Annotated in this window: 19 protein-coding genes; 12 read left to right on the top strand and 7 right to left on the bottom strand. The window is 41.0% G+C overall.

Annotation, left to right across the window (positions count from 1 at the left end; translation table 11 throughout):
- Positions 1 to 67: 67 nt before the first annotated feature.
- Genes AXW61_RS16685 through AXW61_RS16665 form a run of 5 tightly spaced genes read right to left on the bottom strand, consistent with a single transcriptional unit; the run spans position 68 to position 5,129 of the window.
- Positions 68 to 625, bottom strand: a complete 558-nt coding sequence (locus AXW61_RS16685; protein ID WP_062035417.1) for a transporter substrate-binding domain-containing protein — start codon at positions 623 to 625, stop codon at positions 68 to 70.
- Between the two features lies 1 nt (position 626).
- Positions 627 to 1,628 carry an ABC transporter substrate-binding protein gene (locus AXW61_RS16680; RefSeq protein WP_062035415.1) on the bottom strand — a complete coding sequence of 334 codons (1,002 nt, stop codon included), beginning with the start codon at positions 1,626 to 1,628 and terminating at the stop codon, positions 627 to 629.
- Positions 1,615 to 2,958: an LLM class flavin-dependent oxidoreductase gene (locus AXW61_RS16675; RefSeq protein WP_062035414.1), complete on the bottom strand. Its 1,344-nt coding sequence runs from the start codon at positions 2,956 to 2,958 to the stop codon at positions 1,615 to 1,617. The genes AXW61_RS16680 and AXW61_RS16675 overlap by 14 nt, the downstream gene beginning before the upstream one ends.
- A 1-nt stretch (position 2,959) precedes the next feature.
- Positions 2,960 to 4,111, bottom strand: coding sequence for an amidohydrolase (locus tag AXW61_RS16670; protein ID WP_062035406.1), 1,152 nt, complete (start codon positions 4,109 to 4,111; stop codon positions 2,960 to 2,962).
- 13 nt (positions 4,112 to 4,124) lie between these two features.
- The gene (locus tag AXW61_RS16665; RefSeq protein WP_081408326.1) at positions 4,125 to 5,129 is read right to left on the bottom strand and encodes an MsnO8 family LLM class oxidoreductase; all 1,005 of its coding nucleotides are present in this window, start codon (positions 5,127 to 5,129) and stop codon (positions 4,125 to 4,127) included.
- A gap of 316 nt (positions 5,130 to 5,445) precedes the next feature.
- Between AXW61_RS16665 and AXW61_RS16660 the strand changes: the two genes are divergently transcribed.
- The 5 genes from AXW61_RS16660 to AXW61_RS16640 all read left to right on the top strand — a co-directional run bounded on the left by AXW61_RS16660 (position 5,446) and on the right by AXW61_RS16640 (position 11,195).
- The gene (locus tag AXW61_RS16660; RefSeq protein ID WP_062035404.1) at positions 5,446 to 7,983 is read left to right on the top strand and encodes a TonB-dependent receptor; all 2,538 of its coding nucleotides are present in this window, start codon (positions 5,446 to 5,448) and stop codon (positions 7,981 to 7,983) included.
- A 137-nt stretch (positions 7,984 to 8,120) separates the two neighbouring features.
- Positions 8,121 to 8,741, top strand: coding sequence for a glutathione S-transferase family protein (locus AXW61_RS16655; RefSeq protein WP_062035402.1), 621 nt, complete (start codon positions 8,121 to 8,123; stop codon positions 8,739 to 8,741).
- A 449-nt stretch (positions 8,742 to 9,190) separates the two neighbouring features.
- On the top strand, positions 9,191 to 10,024 hold the full coding sequence (locus AXW61_RS16650; protein WP_062035400.1) for an energy transducer TonB: 834 nt from the start codon (positions 9,191 to 9,193) through the stop codon (positions 10,022 to 10,024).
- A gap of 31 nt (positions 10,025 to 10,055) precedes the next feature.
- A complete protein-coding gene (locus AXW61_RS16645) occupies positions 10,056 to 10,790 on the top strand; it encodes a MotA/TolQ/ExbB proton channel family protein (protein ID WP_062035399.1) in 735 nt (244 codons plus the stop codon).
- Positions 10,791 to 11,195, top strand: a complete 405-nt coding sequence (locus AXW61_RS16640; protein ID WP_062035397.1) for a biopolymer transporter ExbD — start codon at positions 10,791 to 10,793, stop codon at positions 11,193 to 11,195.
- Between the two features lie 262 nt (positions 11,196 to 11,457).
- Here the strand turns inward: AXW61_RS16640 and AXW61_RS16635 are convergent, their stop codons facing one another.
- Together AXW61_RS16635 and AXW61_RS16630 are read right to left on the bottom strand one after the other, a co-directional pair.
- On the bottom strand, positions 11,458 to 12,621 hold the full coding sequence (locus AXW61_RS16635; protein ID WP_062035395.1) for a tetratricopeptide repeat protein: 1,164 nt from the start codon (positions 12,619 to 12,621) through the stop codon (positions 11,458 to 11,460).
- 238 nt (positions 12,622 to 12,859) lie between these two features.
- Positions 12,860 to 13,804 (bottom strand): LysR family transcriptional regulator, encoded by a 945-nt coding sequence (locus AXW61_RS16630; protein ID WP_062035393.1) that lies wholly within the window; start codon positions 13,802 to 13,804, stop codon positions 12,860 to 12,862.
- A gap of 89 nt (positions 13,805 to 13,893) precedes the next feature.
- Between AXW61_RS16630 and AXW61_RS16625 the strand changes: the two genes are divergently transcribed.
- The 7 genes from AXW61_RS16625 to AXW61_RS16595 all read left to right on the top strand — a co-directional run bounded on the left by AXW61_RS16625 (position 13,894) and on the right by AXW61_RS16595 (position 19,650).
- Positions 13,894 to 14,535, top strand: a complete 642-nt coding sequence (locus tag AXW61_RS16625) for a hypothetical protein (RefSeq protein WP_062035391.1) — start codon at positions 13,894 to 13,896, stop codon at positions 14,533 to 14,535.
- A gap of 1 nt (position 14,536) precedes the next feature.
- The gene (locus tag AXW61_RS16620; protein ID WP_062035389.1) at positions 14,537 to 15,172 is read left to right on the top strand and encodes a LysE family translocator; all 636 of its coding nucleotides are present in this window, start codon (positions 14,537 to 14,539) and stop codon (positions 15,170 to 15,172) included.
- A gap of 266 nt (positions 15,173 to 15,438) precedes the next feature.
- Positions 15,439 to 15,672, top strand: coding sequence for a hypothetical protein (locus AXW61_RS16615; RefSeq protein ID WP_062035387.1), 234 nt, complete (start codon positions 15,439 to 15,441; stop codon positions 15,670 to 15,672).
- A gap of 191 nt (positions 15,673 to 15,863) precedes the next feature.
- Positions 15,864 to 16,913, top strand: coding sequence for a linear amide C-N hydrolase (locus AXW61_RS16610; protein WP_062035385.1), 1,050 nt, complete (start codon positions 15,864 to 15,866; stop codon positions 16,911 to 16,913).
- 229 nt (positions 16,914 to 17,142) lie between these two features.
- Positions 17,143 to 17,766, top strand: coding sequence for a S24 family peptidase (locus AXW61_RS16605; protein ID WP_062035383.1), 624 nt, complete (start codon positions 17,143 to 17,145; stop codon positions 17,764 to 17,766).
- A gap of 20 nt (positions 17,767 to 17,786) precedes the next feature.
- Positions 17,787 to 19,082, top strand: coding sequence for a Y-family DNA polymerase (locus tag AXW61_RS16600; protein WP_062035381.1), 1,296 nt, complete (start codon positions 17,787 to 17,789; stop codon positions 19,080 to 19,082).
- A gap of 61 nt (positions 19,083 to 19,143) precedes the next feature.
- Complete coding sequence (locus AXW61_RS16595; protein WP_062035379.1) at positions 19,144 to 19,650, top strand: N-acetyltransferase; 507 nt, start codon at positions 19,144 to 19,146, stop codon at positions 19,648 to 19,650.
- Positions 19,651 to 19,937: the final 287 nt, after the last annotated feature.

Here is a 19,937-nt window from a genome sequence, read left to right as displayed (position 1 = left end):
AGGTAGGACATTTGATTTGTAGCGTTATTTTCATACCTCTATTTTATCAAAAGCCATATTGTTTTTTTCAGCATACTTTTTGAAACACCGCCAATTGAATTTTGCTGTCTTTGGTTACATAAAAATCCAACCTGTCTTGACGATAAGTCGCAAAGTCGTATTTCTGCTTACGCTGTTCTGTGACCGCAATATTGCTGAGTACGGCATCGAATTTTCCCGATGCCAAACCGAGTGGCCAGTTTTCCCACGAGCTTGGAATCACTTGAAGTTGGAGACCTAAACTGTCAGCAATTAACTGTGCAATATCAATTTCACTGCCAATACGGGTCTGGTTGTCTTCCGCCAAAACATGGAGGGGTGGAAAACTGTTGGTCCCAACAGCAACAGTAAAATGGCCATCATTTACAAACTTAAAACCTTGCGGCAATTGAGCAATTGCCTCTACATTTTTAGTACTATGAATAGCCACCATGTTATTTCTTAAGGTCTGTTGCTCTTTTTCCGAAAACTCAGTTTTCAAACGATTTTCTTGCGCATGAGTTGCCTTCTCATTGTTATAGCAACCCGTCACACTTAAAGCCGCCAGTGTCAGACCAAAAACCACTGCTGTTTGGGCGTTGTACATTTTAATCTCCCAACCCCGGCGGGTTGATTACAGAATGCTGAATCGCTTCTGCCTGTGCCCCCCAACGCGCTAAGACTTTTTGATACTCCCCTGTTTGAATTACTCCATTTAAAGCGGTCTGTACCGCATCGGCCAAACCACCGCCTTTTTTCAGCGTGACCCCCAATTCGGCAGGTCGTGTTCCACCACCGAGCGCTGTTCCTGCTAAACGAATTTTTGCACCATTTGCTGCTTGCCATGCATAAGCAACGTTAGGACCAAATAAGGCATCAACCCGCCCAGACTGAAGCGCCAAACTTGCGGATGCACCATCATCGTAATAAAGTGCTTGCCCCGGTGGCAGCCCTTTCTTTTTATTGTCCTCAATCCAGTCCAACAGCACTTTTTCCTGATTGGTACCAGAACCAACAATCACTTTTAAACCTGAAATATCATCGGGACCTTTGATGGCTTTGACTTTGCTTTTCTCTGAGACATAAAAAGCCAATACGTCTTGGCGATAGGTCGCAAAGTCGAATTTCTCCTTACGCTCTTTGGTCACAGTGACATTGGCAATGGCTGCATCATATTTGCCACTAATCACACCGAGCGGCCAGTCTTCCCACGAGGTACGAACCAGTTTCAGCTTTAAGCCCAAACTGTCTGCAATCAAACGGGCAATATCAATTTCCGTTCCAATATAGGTTTGGTTATCGGGTCCCAATACACTTAATGGAGGTGCGCCTGAAATTGCAGCAACCGTTAAATAACCTGCATTTACAAACTTAAAATCTTTTGGAATTTTTTGACGGGCTTCTGCATTTTGAGCAACATGAATCGGCGTCATATTCTCTTTTAACTTTGCAAGCTCACGGCTATAAAAATCGGTTTTATCGGTCGATTTTGTAGACTCGGCTGTTGAGCTAGCTGTTTGATTAGATGTTTGTTCTTTACTGCATCCAACCAGAGAAATTCCTAGAAACAATGCCAAAGCAATCGTCAAAGGTGTTTTATTCAACCGCATGAAACTGTTCCTTTTCTAATGGTTCAAATTGATTTTCTGGTCGCTTTAAACCAAAACTAGAACGTAAAGTGCTGCCCGGATACTCGGTACGATATAGGCCACGCTGTTGCAGCAATGGCACGACTTTTTCAACAAAAGTATCTAAAGTTTTTGGGGTTGCGCCCGCAATAATGAAGCCATCTGCCGCTTCTTCTTTTACCCACAGTTCCAACTGATCCGCCACTTCTTCCGCGGTTCCAGCAAAAGGTGGACGTGGAGTTGCTGCTTGCAGTGCAACCTGACGTAAAGTTAAATTCTCTGCTTTGGCTTTACGTTTAATTTCATCAGTGCCACTTTTGAAGCTGTTTTCACCGAGTGTGCCCAGTTCTGGAAAAGGTGCATCGAGTTCATACTGAGAAAAATCATGGTGTTCAAAGAAGCGCCCCAAATAATTCAGTGCATCCTCTATCGTCACCAATGCAGCAGTTTCAAGATATTGACGCTCTACGTCCTCAGCAGAATCTCCAATCAAGACCCCAATCCCTTGGAAAATAAGCAAATCATCTGCGTCGCGACCATTCTTAATCACTTGCTGTTTCACATCTAAGTAAAACGCTTGTGCTTCTTCCAAAGAGGCTTGATGGGTAAAAATAGCATCGGCATGTTTCGCAGCTAATGCACGACCTGCACCCGATGCTCCAGCTTGAAACAAAATCGGACGGTCTTGTGGCGAACGCTCCACATTGAGGGGGCCTGCCACTTCAAAATGTTTTCCTTGATGATTCAGCGTATGTAATTTACTGCGTTCAAAAAATTGCCCTGTTTCTTTATTACGAACAAAAGCACCTTCACCCCATGAGTCCCAAAGCCCTTTCGCCACTTGCAAATATTCATCGGCAATTTCATAGCGCTGGCTGTGCTCAGGATGCTGCTTACGGGTATGATTTTTTGCAGTACCTTCAAGCGGTGTGGTCACCACATTCCATCCTGCACGTCCACCACTTAAATGATCCAGACTGGCAAACTGACGGGCAATGGTAAAAGGCTCGCTATACGAGGTCGACACCGTACCCACTAAACCAATATTTTGGGTCACACTGGCTAGTGCTGAAAGCAAGGTAATCGGTTCAAAACGGTTGAGAAAATGAGGAATTGATTTTTCATTGATATATAGACCATCAGCCACAAAGACAAAATCAAACTTTGCCCGTTCTGCTTGAAGCGCGACGTTTTTGGCAAATTCAAAATTGATACTGGCATCGACTACCGCTTCAGGATGGCGCCATGCAGACATATTTCCGTTTGCACCGTGTAAGATTGTTCCAAGGCGAATTTGTTTGGTATTACTCATGTTAAACCTCTGCATTTTTATGAATAGACTCAAGTGCTTGTGTTGCTAAGGCAGCAAAGTACTGAGCAGCTGGATAAATTAAAGATTCATTGGGTTGATATTGGGGATGGTGCAGCCCGAAGTGACTAGCACTGCCGATACTGACAAAGGCACCCGGGATCTGTTCTAAATAGGCGCCAAAGTCTTCACCGATCAAATAAAGCGGCGCCTCTTGCACCTCATAACCTTGCGCGTGTGCAACAGATTGGCTCAGTTCAGTCCATGTCGCAGTGTTGATTAATGCAGCGGGGCCATTGTCCCAATCCACAGCAATCTCAACTGAGTGGGCAAGTGCAATACCCTGTGCAATTTGTTTAAGTTTTTGTTCAACGGCTAGTCGAACCTCAGGAGAATGGGTTCGTACCGTGCCCTCTAAGTGAGCTTCTTCTGGCAAGATGTTCCAACTGGTGCCTGCATGCACTTGGGTAATACTGACCACACAGGTGTCTAAATTATTAATGTTGCGACTAGCAATGGTTTGCACGGCACTAATCAACTGTGCCGCGACAACGATTGGATCTTTGGTTTCATGTGGATGGCCTGCATGCCCTCCTTTGCCTTTAATCACAATTTTGAATCGATCGACGTTGGCATAAAATCCACCAGCACGTGTCGCAAAAGTGCCTAGAGGTAACTCAGGGACATTATGAAAACCGAAAATGGCGGATACATCTTCCAAGGCTCCACTATTGATTACTTCATAAGCGCCACTATAAGTTTCCTCGGCAGGCTGAAAAATAACGCGCACCGTGCCTTTTAAATCAGACACTTGAGCTTTAAGTAAAATCGCAGCACCTAAAATGGTCGAGCTATGTAAATCATGTCCACAAGCATGCATCACTCCGTTTTGAGTCGAGCGAAAGTCTTGCTCGATCTCTTCATGAATGGGTAAAGCGTCGATATCTGCTCGAATAGCCACAACCGGATGACCAGTGCCAATATCCGCAATCAGTCCAGTTTTTAAGCCCCAAGTTGAGGTTTCGATGCCATATTCAGACAACCATTGTTTTAATTTGTCGGTGGTTTGAAACTCTTGACCTGATAATTCTGGATGACGATGTAATTCATGTCTCCAACTCAGCAACTGCTGTTCTAGTAATGGTCTATTTGACATCAATTTCTCCAACTCAAGCTGCAAGCACAGCGTGCTGCGCCAGTAAAGTTAGAGATTTCAGACGCGTTGCATGATCCAACAGTGGCGATTCGACAATAAATTCATGAATTCCATATTGTTGATGCAAAGCGTGTAATTGCTGATGAATGTCATCGGCAGTACCTTTAATAATATTTAGCTGCTCTTTTTTAAGGCTTTTAATCGCAGATTGAGCTTGTCGCGAAAACTCTTGGCCACTTTGCTCATTCGGGATTTTTACCCGTTGCCCATTCTCAAGTTCTAAGGTCCAAACAGATAGCCCTGCTGCCAGTTCTTCCGCTTGATCACGGCTATCCGCCACAATAATTTGTGCTGCAACAATGGCCCGTTCCCCTGCCGAATAGTGTGAGTAGGTCTGCAACGCATCTTGAAGTAAGGTGGCATCGCCATTTAAATGCGCAGCAAATACGAAGTTCCAGCCTAAATCTGCTGCGAGTCGCGCACTTTCAATGCTTGCCCCCAATAAGAACTTTTCTGCACTTTGCTGAGGTATTGGTGTTGCAGCAACCTGATCAGGCTGATTTCGATCTAATTTTGTATTCAAATAATGATCTAATGCTTGTAACTGGACCTTAAAGTTGCCCTTTTGTGTTTGGTCTAGCCCAAGCTGTAATGCTTGAGTTGAAACAGGAAAACCGCCAGGTGCTTTGCCTACCCCCAAGTCCACGCGGTCATGTGCCAGACTTGCTAAAACATTAAAATTTTCCGCAACTTTATAAGGACTGTAGTGTTGCAACATTACCCCACCCGAACCAATTCGAATGCTTTTAGTCTGTGCCAATAACCATGCAATCAAAATTTCGGGAGATGGACTGGATAACAAAGCTGTGGAATGGTGCTCAGCCACCCAGTAACGATAAAAGCCTAAAGCTTCTGCCGTTTGAGCAATTTGCAATGCATTTTTAAATGACTGTTCTGCACTGATGCCTTCGGCTCTTGGACATTTATCCAGTATGCTTAATTTATAATTCAGCCCCATTTTCTATTTCCCAAAAGATGTAAAGTTGGGATCTATTAAACAAATTTACGCTTTAAAAATTAAATATTAAATAAACTTAAAGTTATATAAAAAAGAGAAAAAACAGAGCCAATTAAAAAATAATCTATTATAAAAAATAATGAATTAATTATTAAAATATTCAAAATAAAACTTCCAATTAAAAGTGATATTAAAATGACTATTTAATATTTAACAATAAAAAAACAATCGATATATTGACTACCAGAGTCGAAATACTCATCAGATTATTGTTTTAAGTAAACCTCTATAAATTACATCATCATTGGAAAATATAATGCTGCACACCAAGTTAATACAGCCCCAGCCTGAAAAGCAGGGTTTTAAAATATCACTCCTTCATCAATCCATTTTTTTTGCATTAACTTGCGGAATTACCGGCTCAATCTACGCTGAAGATATTCAACAAAAAACCGTGACATCCGTTGAAAAAGAAGATGTTCAACAACTCGAAAGCGTGGTGGTCGTAGGCAACCGCGGTGGTATTCGTACCATCACTGAAAGCCCTGCACCTGTAGATGTGATTAGTGGCGAACAACTCGTCAAACAAGGCAATACCCTCGCTTTAAGAGACATTTTGGCAAAAGTAATTCCTTCTTTTAGCGTGGCTACCGTGCCTAGCCAACCTGATGGTTACGGAGCTGTAGCCCGTTCTGCGGGTTTACGTGGTTTGGGTGGTGGGCATACGCTCGTACTTGTGAATGGCAAACGTCGTCATGTCGGTGCTTTGGCCATTAACAAATACGGTTTTGGCGAGGGCTACCAAGCAGCGGACTTAGATCTGATTCCAATTGGTGCTATTGCACGAGTTGAAGTTTTACGTGATGGTGCAGCCGCTCAATATGGTTCCGATGCCATTGCAGGGGTGATCAACATCGTGCTCAAGTCTGCTGATAATGGCGGCAATATTAGTGCCACCTATGGTGGTCGAGAGCATTATGATGCTACTGACCGAAATGGAGAAACCTTCCAACTGAATGCCAACGTTGGTGCACCACTGGGACAAGAAGGCTTTATCAATTTGGGTTTTGACCTGAAAAATCAGGATGCCACCACTCGTGCAGGTGCTGTTTCAGGTAGAATCTATTCAAAAGTGAATGGTCAAGATGACCCACGTGAAGCCACGGTAGATCGTAATTTAAATAAATTAGGTCTGCCTTCGGTTGAACAGTTTAATGTTTCTGCAAATGCTGAACTGCCTTTAAGTAAAGCCGCAACCTTATATAGCTACACCACCGCAGGCTGGCGCGATGCTTCGACTGGTGCATCCTACCGTCGTCCGAACTCTAGATCGGGTATCGTTGAAATATTCCCGAATGGGACAACACCCGATGTCATTTTAAATGAAACGGATGTACAAACCGTTTGGGGACTAAAAGGCGATAATGCGCTTGGTTGGGCATGGGATGTGAGTAGTTCTTATGGTAAAAACACACAAGATCACTCTACGCAAAATAACTTAAATCCATCTCTTGGACCGTCTAGCCCAACGTCATTTGGTTTGCAAAAATACGATGCTTATCAATGGGTCAGCAACCTTGACCTAAAGAAAACCTTCGATATTGGTTTTGGTGCCAACCCACTGAGTGTTGCGTGGGGGCTCGACTATCGTAAAGAAGGTTGGTCTTCTAAAGCCACTGATCCTTTAGCCTATAAAAATGGCGGTTATATTATTCCTACAGGTGATAATGCAGGCTTACCTGCAACTGTTGGAACCTTTGGTGCTCGTGTACTTTTACCTGAAGATGAAGCCGATATTAGCCGGAGTAACACCGCTGCCTATTTAGATTTGGGTTTAGATGTAACCGAAAACTGGTTTGTGGGTTTAGCAGGCCGTTTTGAGCATTATGATGACAGTTCGGGCGATACATTTAACGGTAAAATTAACAGCCGTTATGAGTTCAGCCCACAACTGGCAGTACGCGGAACAGCCAGCACAGGCTTTATTGCCCCCTCTTTATATCAACAAGGTTTTGCCAGTACAGGCATTGTGAGTACGGTAAACAATGGTGTTCGCTCAGATGTATACAGTAAATCTGTACGTACCGATTCAGCATTAGGAAAAGCTTTAGGTGCAGAGGCACTTGATCCCACCGAATCGACTAACTTCTCACTGGGTTTAACCTATAGCCCATTCAAGAATTTTAACCTTGCAGTCGATGCTTATCGAATTGAACTGAAAGATCGTATTGCCTCCACGGCGGGACTTACAGGAACAGGCATCTATAACATCTTGGCGGCAAACGGTTTTTCTAACGTCAACTATGTCACCTACTATGCCAACTTATTTGATACAGAAACCAATGGGGTCGATGTTGTTGCGGACTATACTCAAAATTTAAATCAATACGGTCGTATCCGCTGGAGCTTAGGCTTCAACTGGAATGAAACCGATATTACAGCGATTGCGGATAATCCAAGCCAGTTAGATGGTATTAACATTGATCGTATCACCCGTCGCACCCAAGGCATGATTACCGATGCAGATCCGAAAACTAAATTCACGCTGGCTGCGAATTGGCAATACGCAAAACTGGATTTAAATACCCGTTTATCCCGCTATGGTAGTTACATTGCGCGCAGTGAAACCGCTGCAACTGACCAAACTTTTGATGCCAAATGGATTGTTGATTTAGATGCAACCTATCATCTTACAGACAGTCTTTCACTGACTTTAGGTGCGGACAATTTATTTAATACCTACCCTGAAAAATCCAAAATTGTCGATGGCTTAGGTGAAAACTACTATGCCCAGCTTTCGCCTTTTGGACTCTATGGTGGCTATTACTATGGACGTGTTAATTACCGTTTCTAAAATTATTTAAAGCAAAACACTTTGGTGAAATTTCAATATCATCTAAGCCATTTTGACTGTTCAAAATGGCCGATAGCTTAAATGTTAGATTTCACCAAAGTATGGCATCTTCACATTCCAAATTTCTGAGAAAATATATGAGCATCACCATTTGGGGTAGACCCAACTCTTTAAATGTCCACAAAGTACTTTGGCTTGCAGCCGAACTTGGACTTCAATTTGAACATATTCCTGCGGGACAGCGGTATGGCCTGACAGATACTGCTGAATTTTTAGCGCTCAATCCCAATGGTCTAATTCCAGTCATTCAAGATGGTGACACAGTTTTGTGGGAATCCAATACCATTTTACGTTATCTGACTGAAGTATATGGGAAAAATTCATTATGGATTGAAGATCCACGCTTACGCTTTAGTGCAGAAAAATGGATTGACTGGTACACCACCACCGTCCTGCCTGTGTTTGGAATCGTGTTCTTTAATTTGGTTCGTCAGCCTGAAGACAAAAGAGATTTGGCTGCGGTCAAAGTCGCAGCAGAAAAACTAGAAAAGATCTTGGATGTCGCCAATGCTGAGTTGGCTAAACAGCCCTATCTGTCTGGCTCTCATTTTGGCGTTGCGGATATTCCGTTGGCTTTAGCGCTCAATCACTGGTTCAATTTAGATGTTGAGCGCCAGCATGATCATACGCACTTAAAAGCATGGATCGAACGTATTAGAGCGCGTGAGCACTTTTTAAAAGTGGCCAATATTCTTTAGCTAAGCATTATTGCACCATTTTTAAAAATTTTAGCTTTAAATAGAATAAGGCTGTCCTGTATACGGACAGTCTTATTGCATATAAATAGATTTATTTAGCAGAGATACAAAATTACCCCATAATAAAAATTAAATACAAGCTTAACCATAAGCAGATATCTCAAATATAAAATAGATTACCTATAATTATTATAAGATATCATCCTCGATTATTCTTTTATTACTTTTTATCAAAATACTAATCTAAAAAAGTTCTTTTTCTATTTTTAAAAAATAACTCATTATATTTTTAATCTCTCATTTAACTAAATTATTTCACGCATTTGTGAATTAATTAAAAACTTAGAATTGAAAGAATATTTCCTTATTCAAATTAAAGCAATTTAATTAATGAAATAAAAAATATTCTGCAATGCAAATTAAATCTTATTGAATGGTGCATTACTGATATGAGTGAAGTCAGTCGAAGTCCTTATAAAAAGGCAATTTTGTTTGAACAACTTCAAAATGTTCAGTCCAATGTATTTCATGCTGTAGATCCATTTGTTGCCCATTTGGCAAGTCCAGTCGCAGCAGAAAAACCTGTTCAAACCTATAAGATCTTTTGGGCGATTGGTGCTGTTCTGGCGTTACATTACGGCATTTTTTATCTTGCGGAGCATCTTCCAACACCGCCCTTAGTCGTGAAAAAGCCTGAACCAATCGCGATTGTAATTGAAAAACCCAAGGAAGAACCGCCTAAGGTAATTGAGCCTAAACTTAAACAGGAAATACAAAAACCGATTATTCCTCCTGTTTCAGCAAAGCCTCAACCTGTACAAAAACCAGTAGTTGAAAAATCCATTCAGAAGCCTGTCGAGCAGAAGCCAATTGAGCAGCCTAGACCAGTCGCTAAATCCGTTGCTCAACCAGTACCACAGACTGAGCCTACAGAAAACGTCACACCGACCCCAAAAGTCGCTGAACCTGTGACTAAGCCTGCACAAGAAAACTTGCCCGTGACAGCAGCTAAAGGTTATGCCGGTTACCTGAGTAATCCTGCACCTGAATACCCAGAAGTAGCATTAGACCGTGGTTGGGAAGGTGTTGTGATGTTACGTGTGAAAGTCTCACCCACAGGCAGTCCATTGGAAATCAACCTGAAAAATAGTAGCGGCAAAAAAGCACTGGATGATGCAGCAGTAAAAACTGTGAAGCGTTGGAAATTTTCACCTGCACTGCGTGGCAATACGCCAGTAGACGGTTGGGTCGATGTTCCGATTCACTTCAAATTACCCAATTAAACTGTAAAATTTTATCTTAGGAAAACTCAATATGTCTGATATTAATACGATTATTCATGATGCAACCATTTGGTTATTGATCGGTTTTTCGATCGTAACGTGGGTTTTAATTGTGGTGAAGGCCGTACAAACCTCAAAAGCCACTAAACAAAGTAAGCTGTTTGTCGACAGTTTTTGGTCAGCCCAGAACTTGGCAGATGCAATTGGTCAGTCTGAAGATGCGCAGGGACCGACAGCACGTATTGCCCAAACTGGTTTTAAAACCTTGAGTGAAGCCAATGAAAAAACCCATCAAGACTTACAACAAACCTGGAGTCGTCAGGATTTGTTAGAGCGACATTTACGCAAGCAAATTCTTGCCGAACGTCGTCAACTGGAAAAAGGTTCAGCTGTTCTTGCATCCATTGGGAATAATGCTCCATTTATTGGTTTGTTTGGAACCGTGTTCGGAATTATTCATGCCTTACAGGCGATTGCACAATCTGGTAGTGCCAGTATGGATGTGGTTGCTGGTCCAATTGGCCAGGCACTGGTTGCAACAGGCATTGGTATTGCTGTGGCTGTGCCTGCTGTACTTGCCTATAACTATTTTGTACGTAAAGTAAAAGGCATTGGTGCAGATTTAGATGACTTTGCAACAGACTTTGTCAGCCTCACTCAAAAAGTAGGTTTCCAACTGCCAACCAAAACTCAAACTGTGCATGTTGCAGCAAAACCAGTGGCGACGCATCAGTTATCATCTCAAGAAAAGGAGGCTTTGGCTTAAATGGCAATTTCAACTTCTCAAGATGACGATGTCGTCAGTGACATTAACATTACCCCACTGGTCGATGTGATGTTGGTGTTATTGATCGTGTTTATCGTCACGGCGCCTTTATTAACCAATAGCGTAAAGGTCAACTTACCCAAAGCTGCACCGACACAATCTACTGATCAAAACAAAGCATTGGTGATTAGTGTAAAACCTAATGGCGCAATCTTTTTGGATAAAGATCCAGTCAAACTCGAAAATTTTGAGCAAGAAATCACACAGCGTAAAAATGCCAACAGCAAGTTAGCATTAAACCTAAATGCCGATGAAACTGTCCCTTATGGTACGGTGGCTAAACTTTTAGCCAGTATAGAACGTGTCGGTGTAGAGAAGTTATCAGTGATTACCGAACCGAAATAATCGATTACTCACTGAAATCCAAGGCATCTTCAACATTTCGGGCTGTATTGATCCTAATGTTGTAGGTGTCTTTTTATTGGACGTAAAAATTCTGGCTTGCAACATTACTCTATACTTCGCCATTTGCCATGCTAACGACATAAAAAGATCACAAAAACCTCAAATAAAAAAGCACCCTTCGAATTGGACATAATGATCCAACTTCTAGAGTGCATTTCGCTCTAGTACGGCTTATTCAGTTTAAGCCAATATATTAATAGACTTAGCGACTCACTCGCTGAATAGCCTCATCATAGGTCGCACTTGGTTTGTATTGGTTTGCTAGTTGATAATGTTGTTTAGCTTGAGCATAGTCCTGATTATTCTCATAAATTTTACCAATGTTGTAATGTGAATACGCTCTGGTATTGTCATTAGACGCTAAAGCAATCGCCTTTTGATTTGCCCATAACGCTTCAGATGAACGATTCAACTTTTGATAAGCAACAGCAAGATTACTATAAGTTTGTCCAACGTTTGGATTGTAATCAATGGATTGTTGATAAATTAGGGCAGCTTGTTCAAATTGATTGTTTTTATACGCTTTATCCGCTTTCAAATTTAGTGCTTTAGCCCTTGCCTGTGCATTGGCTGAAACAGGAACATAATGCAGCTGCGTCGCTTGGCTTTGGTAACTCGATACAGTTGAACCAACTTGGCTTGCCCCAATAGTTGTCCCTGAAATACGGTTAATATCTTGGATTTCACCCTCTGGACTAATGCGGAACACAGTCCATAAGTTCCCTGTCAGCCCCGTTGGAATATAATAAGAACGGATCAAAGACTCGCCTGCATAAACCATAACTTTAGCTTGGCTATTCGACAGGTTCGCAGTATTGAGTTTAGCACGATCTGAATAATCATGCACTGAATAAACATAATATTGCCCGTCTAAACGTTGATCGATGGTGACAGTTTCAGGGCCATAAGAGTCTGTATCGTCGACATCTAAATTGGCATCTTGCCCTTGTTTATTATCCCAATAGACATGTTGATTTTTATAGCTTAAATGCGAGTCTAAATCTAAAGGGCTCTGCCCCCAGTTTAAAACAATTCGCATACTGTTTAAGTCTTTCAATACTGGACTTAAAGCATAGGTCATACCATCACAAGGACATTTTGCAACCAGTGTTGAATAGCCTGATTTTTTGATAATCAATAAATTTTCTGCGCCATTCGCACTGCTACTGTTCACCGTTGCTCGGCCGTCTGCATTGGTTGACGTTGATGCAGACTGTTCACCATTTTTTTGTAAAATGACTTGTGCATCCGCAATATTTTGATCTTTTACCGTTGCACTTAAAACATGAATATTGGTTGTATCTGCATAGCCCAAAGTAGGGATGCTTAAACCCAAAATAGAAGAATAAAGTAGATGTTTTTTCATTGCGTATCTCTTCTTAAATTGCTTATTTCATTTTAAAGTCTTTTCGACGCTAGGACTTAAACATTAAATCATTCAAATTATGCGGTACATTAGATACATATACTATGGCTTAAATATCGATAGTCTGCTTAGGCTATTTAAAAGATGTATCATCAACGCTTACTCTTCATCGCCTATACTAGCTCAGCATAAATATTAGTCATGCTCTAAGCTCTTTGAATGATGCCATCTTAATAAATTAAGCAAGCGTCTCTTCAGTTTTTAGGACGGGTTCTAAACTCAGTTTCTGCGCAATAAACTGGATAAAGACCTCTATTTTCGGAGCTAAATAGCATGTGGGTGGATAAAGCAACCAAGCATCTCCACTATAATAGGTCTTGAAATGCCAATCTGGTAATACTTGAATCAGTGCTTGGTTATTTAAAGCATGTCTCGCCATAAAATAAGGCAAACTTGCGACTCCCATATGCTTCAAAGCCGCATCAAGTCGGATACCAGTATGATTCGCCGAATATCGTCCTTTTACAGTCACACTGGTGGTTTTATTACCCTTTTGGAATTTCCACTTTGAATCACTGACTTGTTCACCCAAATAAATACATTGATGTTGGCTTAAATCACTCGGTTGCTGAGGTGTTCCATTCTTTTTTAAATACTCGGCTGTCGCCACTAAGACATGGTCAATACGAATGAGCTGTCGGCCCTTTAAGCCCAACGGCGGTTCATTGGTAATGCGTATGGCCAAGTCAATTTCATCGTCAATAAAGTCTATGAAACGATCTTCTAATAGCAGTTGAATATCTATTTGAGGATAAAATTCAAGAAACTCGGGTATATACGGATGAATCAGATAATGCCCTACGGCTTTCGGTACACTGATCCGAACGGTACCACTCGGTTCAGTATTGAATTTGCCTGAATGCTCAATCACAGCTTGGGCAGCTCTAACCATCTCTGAACAATGGTCATACGTTTGTTTCCCACTCTCACTTAAACGCAGTTTTCGCGTTGTTCTTTCAAGCAGCCTTGTTCCTAAAGCCCGTTCCAATCGGCTAATAGCTTTACTCACTGCGGACGGCGTATTTCCAAGCTGTCGAGCCGTTTCTGAAAAACTGCCTGTCTCCACAACTTTGACAAAAATAGCCATTTCTTGGAGTAAAGCCATACTTTGATTTGTGCTCATGAGGAAAAAGTAATTTAATTTTTTACTAGATTATCATCAATAATTAGGCCTCATATAATCTTTTCTGTGAAATTTTGACAGAGATAACCATGACTCAAGCTTTATATCTATCCGACATTACTCAAGCTGAGGTAGAAGTTTTACACTGTGACCCCACTGAAGATGGACGATTTGCCATTCAGCTTGCCCAAACACCGTTTCATCCGCAAGGTGGTGGTCAACCCAGTGATTTAGGTAAAATCAATGGTGTAGATGTGCTTCATGTCGCTATGCAAGATGATCAAATTATTCATTATGCTAATCACGCGATTACTTTAGGTCTGGCACAGGCTCAAGTTGACCTCAACCGACGCCACTATCACAGTCGTCTACACTCAGCAGGCCACTTAATCGGGCATGTGATGCAAGCCTTTGGTTGGCAACCCACCAAAGCACAGCACTGGCCAGACGAATGCAAAGTCCAATTTGTCAAACAAGACCATTCTGAAGACCAAGATTTAGAAACTTTACAGCAGATATGCAATCAATATATTTCTAGCCAACTCGTCAGACTGACCCAACAAAATGCTGATGGCTACCGTGAAGTCAGTTTTGGGAATTTACCTGCATTTGCTTGTGGTGGAACCCATGTCCAAAATTTATCTGAAATTGGGACGCTCGAAATTACAGGCTATAAACTTAAAAAAGATAAGTTAACCGTGAGCTATAGCGTTTCGGATGAGCATCAATAATATGTGGATGCAATATAGTTCAGAATTTTTAGCTTTGGCTTTGGTGCATTTTCTTGCGGTTCTTTTACCCGGCCCTGACTTCGCCATTACGGTTAGAAATAGCGTGCGCTATGGCTATGCAATTGGTTGCATCACAGCTATTGGCATTGGTATAGGAATTTCGGTTCATGTTTTATATACCCTTGTAGGCTTGGGCATTATTATTCAACAAAGTCCGTTTTTCATGCTTATTTTAAGAATCGCAGGCGCACTATATTTAATTTATTTAGGTTGGAGTTTATTACGTACTCCCTCTGTCAATATCGATCCCTCGATTGAAGAAATGGCCAATATGCCTTTGAGTCAAAGCAAAGCCTTTATAATGGGCTTTATGACCAATGCGCTCAATCCCAAAGCGACTATTTTTTTTCTGGCTATATTTACCACACTCGTCAGTCCGACAACTCCGATGAAAGTACAATTTGCTTATGGGATATGGATGTGTATCGTCAATGCACTCTGGTTCATGCTGGTCGCTGTTTTGTTTTCTCGACCCGTCGTTCGACAGCAATTTTTAAAGATGGGAAAACAGTTTGAGCGATTGATGGGGCTCATATTAATTGCTCTGGCGCTGAGGCTGTTATTTACCCATTTATGATGTTTCATAGCACCAGCAACTGCGGATTATTCAGAATGTCATCACTGCTGATATTCTAAATAAGTACATAAAAATATGAGCAGCATATTTAAATCATAAAATGTGCAGTCATTTCATTAAACCTGGCTGTACATTGGTTTCTATTTATCTTCTGAAGATATCTTTTAGACTCACCCGACATTAAAATAAAACTGTGCTAAAAATGATCAAATAAGCCATACTCTATTTTTATATCATGTGGTAAAAATATATAAAAAGGGAATGACATGAAAATAAAAATAGATTCATTACTTTCAATCGGTATTTTTATGAGCCGAAGCACTCAGGCTAAATGCGTTATAGAAGGCTTGCACGGCGCGTTAAAACTGAATCCGAACATGTATGCCTTTGGTGCAGATGAAGACAACACAATAAGCCAAGAAAACTTGATTTTTTTGCTGACTGGAAAACAACCGCAACCTCTCAAGAAAAACATGCATTGTCCCTACCTATTGCTTTAAATACCCAATTAGATCAAACCAGTTATAGGATTTACAATCAAGCGTATCTATCTCCTGAGACTACACAACTCAACGTGATCCAAAATAAATCTCGGAATAGGTTATCGTTATTTTGAACACAATTATAAAGCGAACAATTTTTATTAAGACATTTAACACCACAGTTACCTATTTTCTAAGAGAGCATGATAATGAACAATGTACTAAAAAAAGTATTATTTGCCGCAGGAATATTTGTGGTAGCAGAAACTGCTATGGCATGTACCCGTGTGGTTTATCTAGGCAATAATGACGTCATGACAGCACGTTCGATGGACTGGAAAAGTGATATTGGAACCAACTTGTGGATTTTGCCCAATAATGTCAAACGTAATGGTATGGCGGGGCCAAAATCGATTCAATGGACATCCAAGTACGGCAGTGTGGTTGCAACTGGTTATGACATATCTACTACCGACGGCGTCAATGAAAAAGGACTGATGGCAAACTTACTGTGGTTGGTTGAGTCTGAATATCCAAATGTGAAAACCTCTAAAAAGCCACCTTTGGGCATTTCACTGTGGGCACAATATGTCTTAGATAATTATGCCACAGTGAATGAGGCCATTCAGGCATTGGAAAAAGAACCATTCACGGTAGTGACCGACCAAGTTCCAGGTGAAAAACGGTTAGCGACACTGCATTTATCTATTTCAGATGCCACGGGTGACAGTGCCATCATTGAATATATTGGTGGAAAACAAGTCATTCATCATAGTCGCCATTACCAAGTCATGACCAACTCACCAATCTTTGATCAGCAGTTGGCGCTAAATGCTTATTGGAAGCAAATTGGTGGAACAACCATGCTCCCGGGTACAAACCGTGCGGCAGATCGTTTTGCGAGAGCATCTTTTTATATCAATGCCATCCCGAAAAATGCGAATTATAAACACTCATTAGCGAGTGTTTTTGGTGTCATTCGCAATGCTTCCGTACCCTTTGGATTGAACACTGAAGAAGAACCAAATATTTCATCAACCCGTTGGCGAACAGTGGTCGACCATAAACGCGGTTTATATTTCTTTGAATCTGCTGTTTCACCTAATGTGTTTTGGGTCGATTTAAAGGAAATTAACTTTAGCGATGGTCAAACTAAGAAGTTAGAACTTGGCCCAGACCAAGCGATGACGTATGCAGGCAAAGCCAATGCATCCTTTAAAGTCACCAAACCTTTTGAGTTTTTAGGAACTAATCCCTAAGTTTTCAGTTAGATCATCGGCTTAATAATATAATCAGCACTAATAATAGCCCTGATCAAAGGGCTGTTTATCACCCAAAAGAAAGTTTCTTACTTTTCTTATCCGCGACCAAAATTGACAGAGCATTGTTTATTCAGCATTTTTAAATTTGAGTTTTCACCCACATCAGCATATTCTAAACAGACAGATTTCATTTCCAAACACGCCTTGTAGCGTAGGAGTATTCAACATGTCAAAGAAGTTACCCATCTACTTCTCGGACGACGCATGGTCGTCTTTACAAGATCTCATGGGGCCAGACGGCAAACCCAGCCCCACCATCAATAGCATGCTCGAACAAATTGCGCAGCAAGCTGAACTTGCAGATCAACTTGGACTAATTCCTGTTCTACCTCAGTCCAAAGTCTCTATTCCTGTTTCTTTAGAACGCATTCCTGCAGGCCCAGCGTTCAGCACTAAAGATGAGCAAGGCAAAGCCATCGATCTCAATGAGTTCTTAATACAAAACTCCATTTCAACTTTCATCGCTCATGTGGACAGTGAGTCAATGTTGGATGTAGGTCTTGAAGTAAATGACCCGATTATTATTGATCGGAGTATTGAAGCCAAACACTACGATATTGTGGTGGCTTTAATTGATAATAAAGACTCCACGATTAAAAGACTGATGATGACAAACAAAATGTCAAAGTCGGATATCAAAGACATTTTTGGAGATGAAAACTACCCTTTGCCTCAACTTTGGCTAAAAGCTGAAAACCCCGAGTATGAACATATTATTCCTACAGAAAATCAAACCTTTGTCATTTGGGGAGTGGTGACGTTTAACTTAAAACGTTTATACCACCGTTAAGAATAATAAGAAGAAACAACATGAAAAATGAAACTGAAATATTCGCGCTCGTTGACGTGAATAATTGCTATGTCTCGTGTGAACGCGTCTTTAATCCAAAGCTCAATGACTGCCCTGTGATTGTGTTAAGTAATAATGATGGTTGTGTGGTTGCTCGAAGCCAAGAAGCCAAGGATCTCGGCATTGGCATGGCTGTCCCTTTTTTTCAAATTCAAGAACTCGTCCAGCAGCATAATATTCAAGTGTTTTCGAGTAACTATGCTTTATATGGGGAAATGTCTCGCCGCTTCATGCAGTTATTGGGGCAATACGTGGCAGCCGATGAACAAGAAATCTATTCCATTGATGAATGTTTTTTAGAGCTAACGGCTTATGAGCATTTATTTAACCTCACTGACTATGCCAAAGACATGAAAGACAAAGCATGGCAGTGGCTTGGTCTTCCCTGCTGTATTGGAATTGGTCGTTCTAAAACAGAAGCTAAAATAGCCAATCATCTGGCCAAGAAAAATAAGGCGTTGAATGGCGTGTGCAATTTGGCACACATGGACCCATGTACTGCTGAATACATGCTTGCAGATGTGGAAGTCGGTGAAGTCTGGGGCGTCGGTCGACAAAACTGCAAAAAGCTAAACGCGATGGGTATTTATACAGTTTTAGATTTGATCGACTCCAAGCCGAGTGAAATTAAAAAGCAATTTAGCATTGTCATGGAAAAGACTGTCCGTGAACTTCAGGGAACATCTTGCATTAATATTGAGAGTGATAAGGTTGCCCATAAACAGATTATTAGTAGTCGTTCCTATGGGCAGGCTATTTATGATATTGATGACATTAAAGCTTCTGTACGCTTATATGTTGCCAGTGCAGTTAAACGTTTACGTCATGATGGCTCTATTTGTAAAATGATTGGGGTGTATATTCAAACAGGTCGTTTTAGTCAAAGTGAACGTTACTCGCCCTATACCATTGTGCACATGCATGAACATACCGATGATTTACTTGAAATTACACAAGCAGCTATGAAAGGCATTGACCAAATTTACAAGTCAGGGTTTAAATACAAAAAGGCGGGCATCGTCCTTTTGGAAATTATAGATAAATCTAAATTTGTGCATGATCTTTTTACCGACTATAGCCATAAAAAGAATCGTGAAGAACTCTCCAATACGATGGATGCCATTACTGAACGCTTTGGTAAAAATATGATTTATTTAGGGGTTTGCCATGAGAAAAAAGAACCTTGGCAAATGAATCAGTGCAATCGCTCTCCTGCCTATTTAAGCAATTGGTCGGAGCTCTTTAGAGTGGGTTGAAGTTAAGTCTTCATAAAAGTAGATCACTTCCCACTGAACGAATACGCATAAGGATTTTTGAATGAACATCACGATTCGAGACGAACAGCCAGAAGATATTGAAGGTATCGAGACCTTGACTCGTGCTGCATTTTTAAATGCAGAGCATACTAGCCATACGGAACAATTCATTGTGAACAACCTCCGAAAAAGCGGTCAACTTACGATTTCTTTGGTTGCTGTTGAAGATGATTCAATTATCGGTCATGTCGCCATTTCACCTGTATCTATCTCGACAGGTACAACAGGTTGGTATGGCCTAGGCCCAATTTCTGTCTACCCAAATAAACAAGGTTTGGGCATTGGGTCACAGCTGATGCAGGCATCCCTTGAAAAATTAAAACAACTGGGTGCCAAAGGCTGTGTTCTATTAGGGGATCCCTATTATTATCATCGCTTTGGGTTTCGGCCTTATCTAGAGTTGGTTTTACCTGGTGTTCCTAGCGAATACTTTCAAGCCCTAAGTTTCAATGGCGAAATACCGCAAGGCGTTGTCAGTTATCATGACGCATTTAATGCTACTGAATAAATTGAACTTTTAAATATCAATTTACTCTGTTGTGTAAGGTTTGAATGAATACTTTAAACCGTATTTTGAACCGCTTAAGGTGAATAACAGTACGTTTATACAGCGTAAAACTCCATTTATGTAAGACGAATGTAAACCGAACTTTTAAACTTAATGTATAACAAATAGTATATATGGACTTATGATTTATATAGGCTTTGTTGCACAAACCTACCGATAAAGTCTTATTCGGCAATATAATTCGCAAATGAATAAGCCCACACCTAAAATCTATCGTACAACCAATT

This window comes from Acinetobacter sp. BMW17, assembly GCF_001592855.1.
GTDB classification, from domain to species: domain Bacteria; phylum Pseudomonadota; class Gammaproteobacteria; order Pseudomonadales; family Moraxellaceae; genus Acinetobacter; species Acinetobacter johnsonii.
The sequence above is the reverse complement of the archived record's forward strand: the minus strand, read 5'-3'. Positions and strand labels throughout refer to the sequence as shown.

Bases quoted from the DNA above. Each gene is read 5' to 3' on its own strand.
- AXW61_RS16645 (WP_062035399.1), top strand. From the start codon at position 10,056: ATGTCTGATATTAATACGATTATTCATGATGCAACCATTTGGTTATTG.
- AXW61_RS16650 (WP_062035400.1), top strand. From the start codon at position 9,191: ATGAGTGAAGTCAGTCGAAGTCCTTATAAAAAGGCAATTTTGTTTGAA.
- AXW61_RS16630 (WP_062035393.1), bottom strand. From the start codon at position 13,804: ATGAGCACAAATCAAAGTATGGCTTTACTCCAAGAAATGGCTATTTTT.
- AXW61_RS16605 (WP_062035383.1), top strand. From the start codon at position 17,143: ATGTCAAAGAAGTTACCCATCTACTTCTCGGACGACGCATGGTCGTCT.
- AXW61_RS16655 (WP_062035402.1), top strand. From the start codon at position 8,121: ATGAGCATCACCATTTGGGGTAGACCCAACTCTTTAAATGTCCACAAA.
- AXW61_RS16670 (WP_062035406.1), bottom strand. From the start codon at position 4,111: ATGTCAAATAGACCATTACTAGAACAGCAGTTGCTGAGTTGGAGACAT.
- AXW61_RS16635 (WP_062035395.1), bottom strand. From the start codon at position 12,621: ATGAAAAAACATCTACTTTATTCTTCTATTTTGGGTTTAAGCATCCCT.
- AXW61_RS16615 (WP_062035387.1), top strand. From the start codon at position 15,439: ATGAAAATAAAAATAGATTCATTACTTTCAATCGGTATTTTTATGAGC.
- AXW61_RS16640 (WP_062035397.1), top strand. From the start codon at position 10,791: ATGGCAATTTCAACTTCTCAAGATGACGATGTCGTCAGTGACATTAAC.
- AXW61_RS16595 (WP_062035379.1), top strand. From the start codon at position 19,144: ATGAACATCACGATTCGAGACGAACAGCCAGAAGATATTGAAGGTATC.
- AXW61_RS16625 (WP_062035391.1), top strand. From the start codon at position 13,894: ATGACTCAAGCTTTATATCTATCCGACATTACTCAAGCTGAGGTAGAA.
- AXW61_RS16685 (WP_062035417.1), bottom strand. From the start codon at position 625: ATGTACAACGCCCAAACAGCAGTGGTTTTTGGTCTGACACTGGCGGCT.
- AXW61_RS16600 (WP_062035381.1), top strand. From the start codon at position 17,787: ATGAAAAATGAAACTGAAATATTCGCGCTCGTTGACGTGAATAATTGC.
- AXW61_RS16665 (WP_081408326.1), bottom strand. From the start codon at position 5,129: ATGGGGCTGAATTATAAATTAAGCATACTGGATAAATGTCCAAGAGCC.
- AXW61_RS16610 (WP_062035385.1), top strand. From the start codon at position 15,864: ATGAACAATGTACTAAAAAAAGTATTATTTGCCGCAGGAATATTTGTG.
- AXW61_RS16620 (WP_062035389.1), top strand. From the start codon at position 14,537: ATGTGGATGCAATATAGTTCAGAATTTTTAGCTTTGGCTTTGGTGCAT.
- AXW61_RS16660 (WP_062035404.1), top strand. From the start codon at position 5,446: ATGCTGCACACCAAGTTAATACAGCCCCAGCCTGAAAAGCAGGGTTTT.
- AXW61_RS16680 (WP_062035415.1), bottom strand. From the start codon at position 1,628: ATGCGGTTGAATAAAACACCTTTGACGATTGCTTTGGCATTGTTTCTA.
- AXW61_RS16675 (WP_062035414.1), bottom strand. From the start codon at position 2,958: ATGAGTAATACCAAACAAATTCGCCTTGGAACAATCTTACACGGTGCA.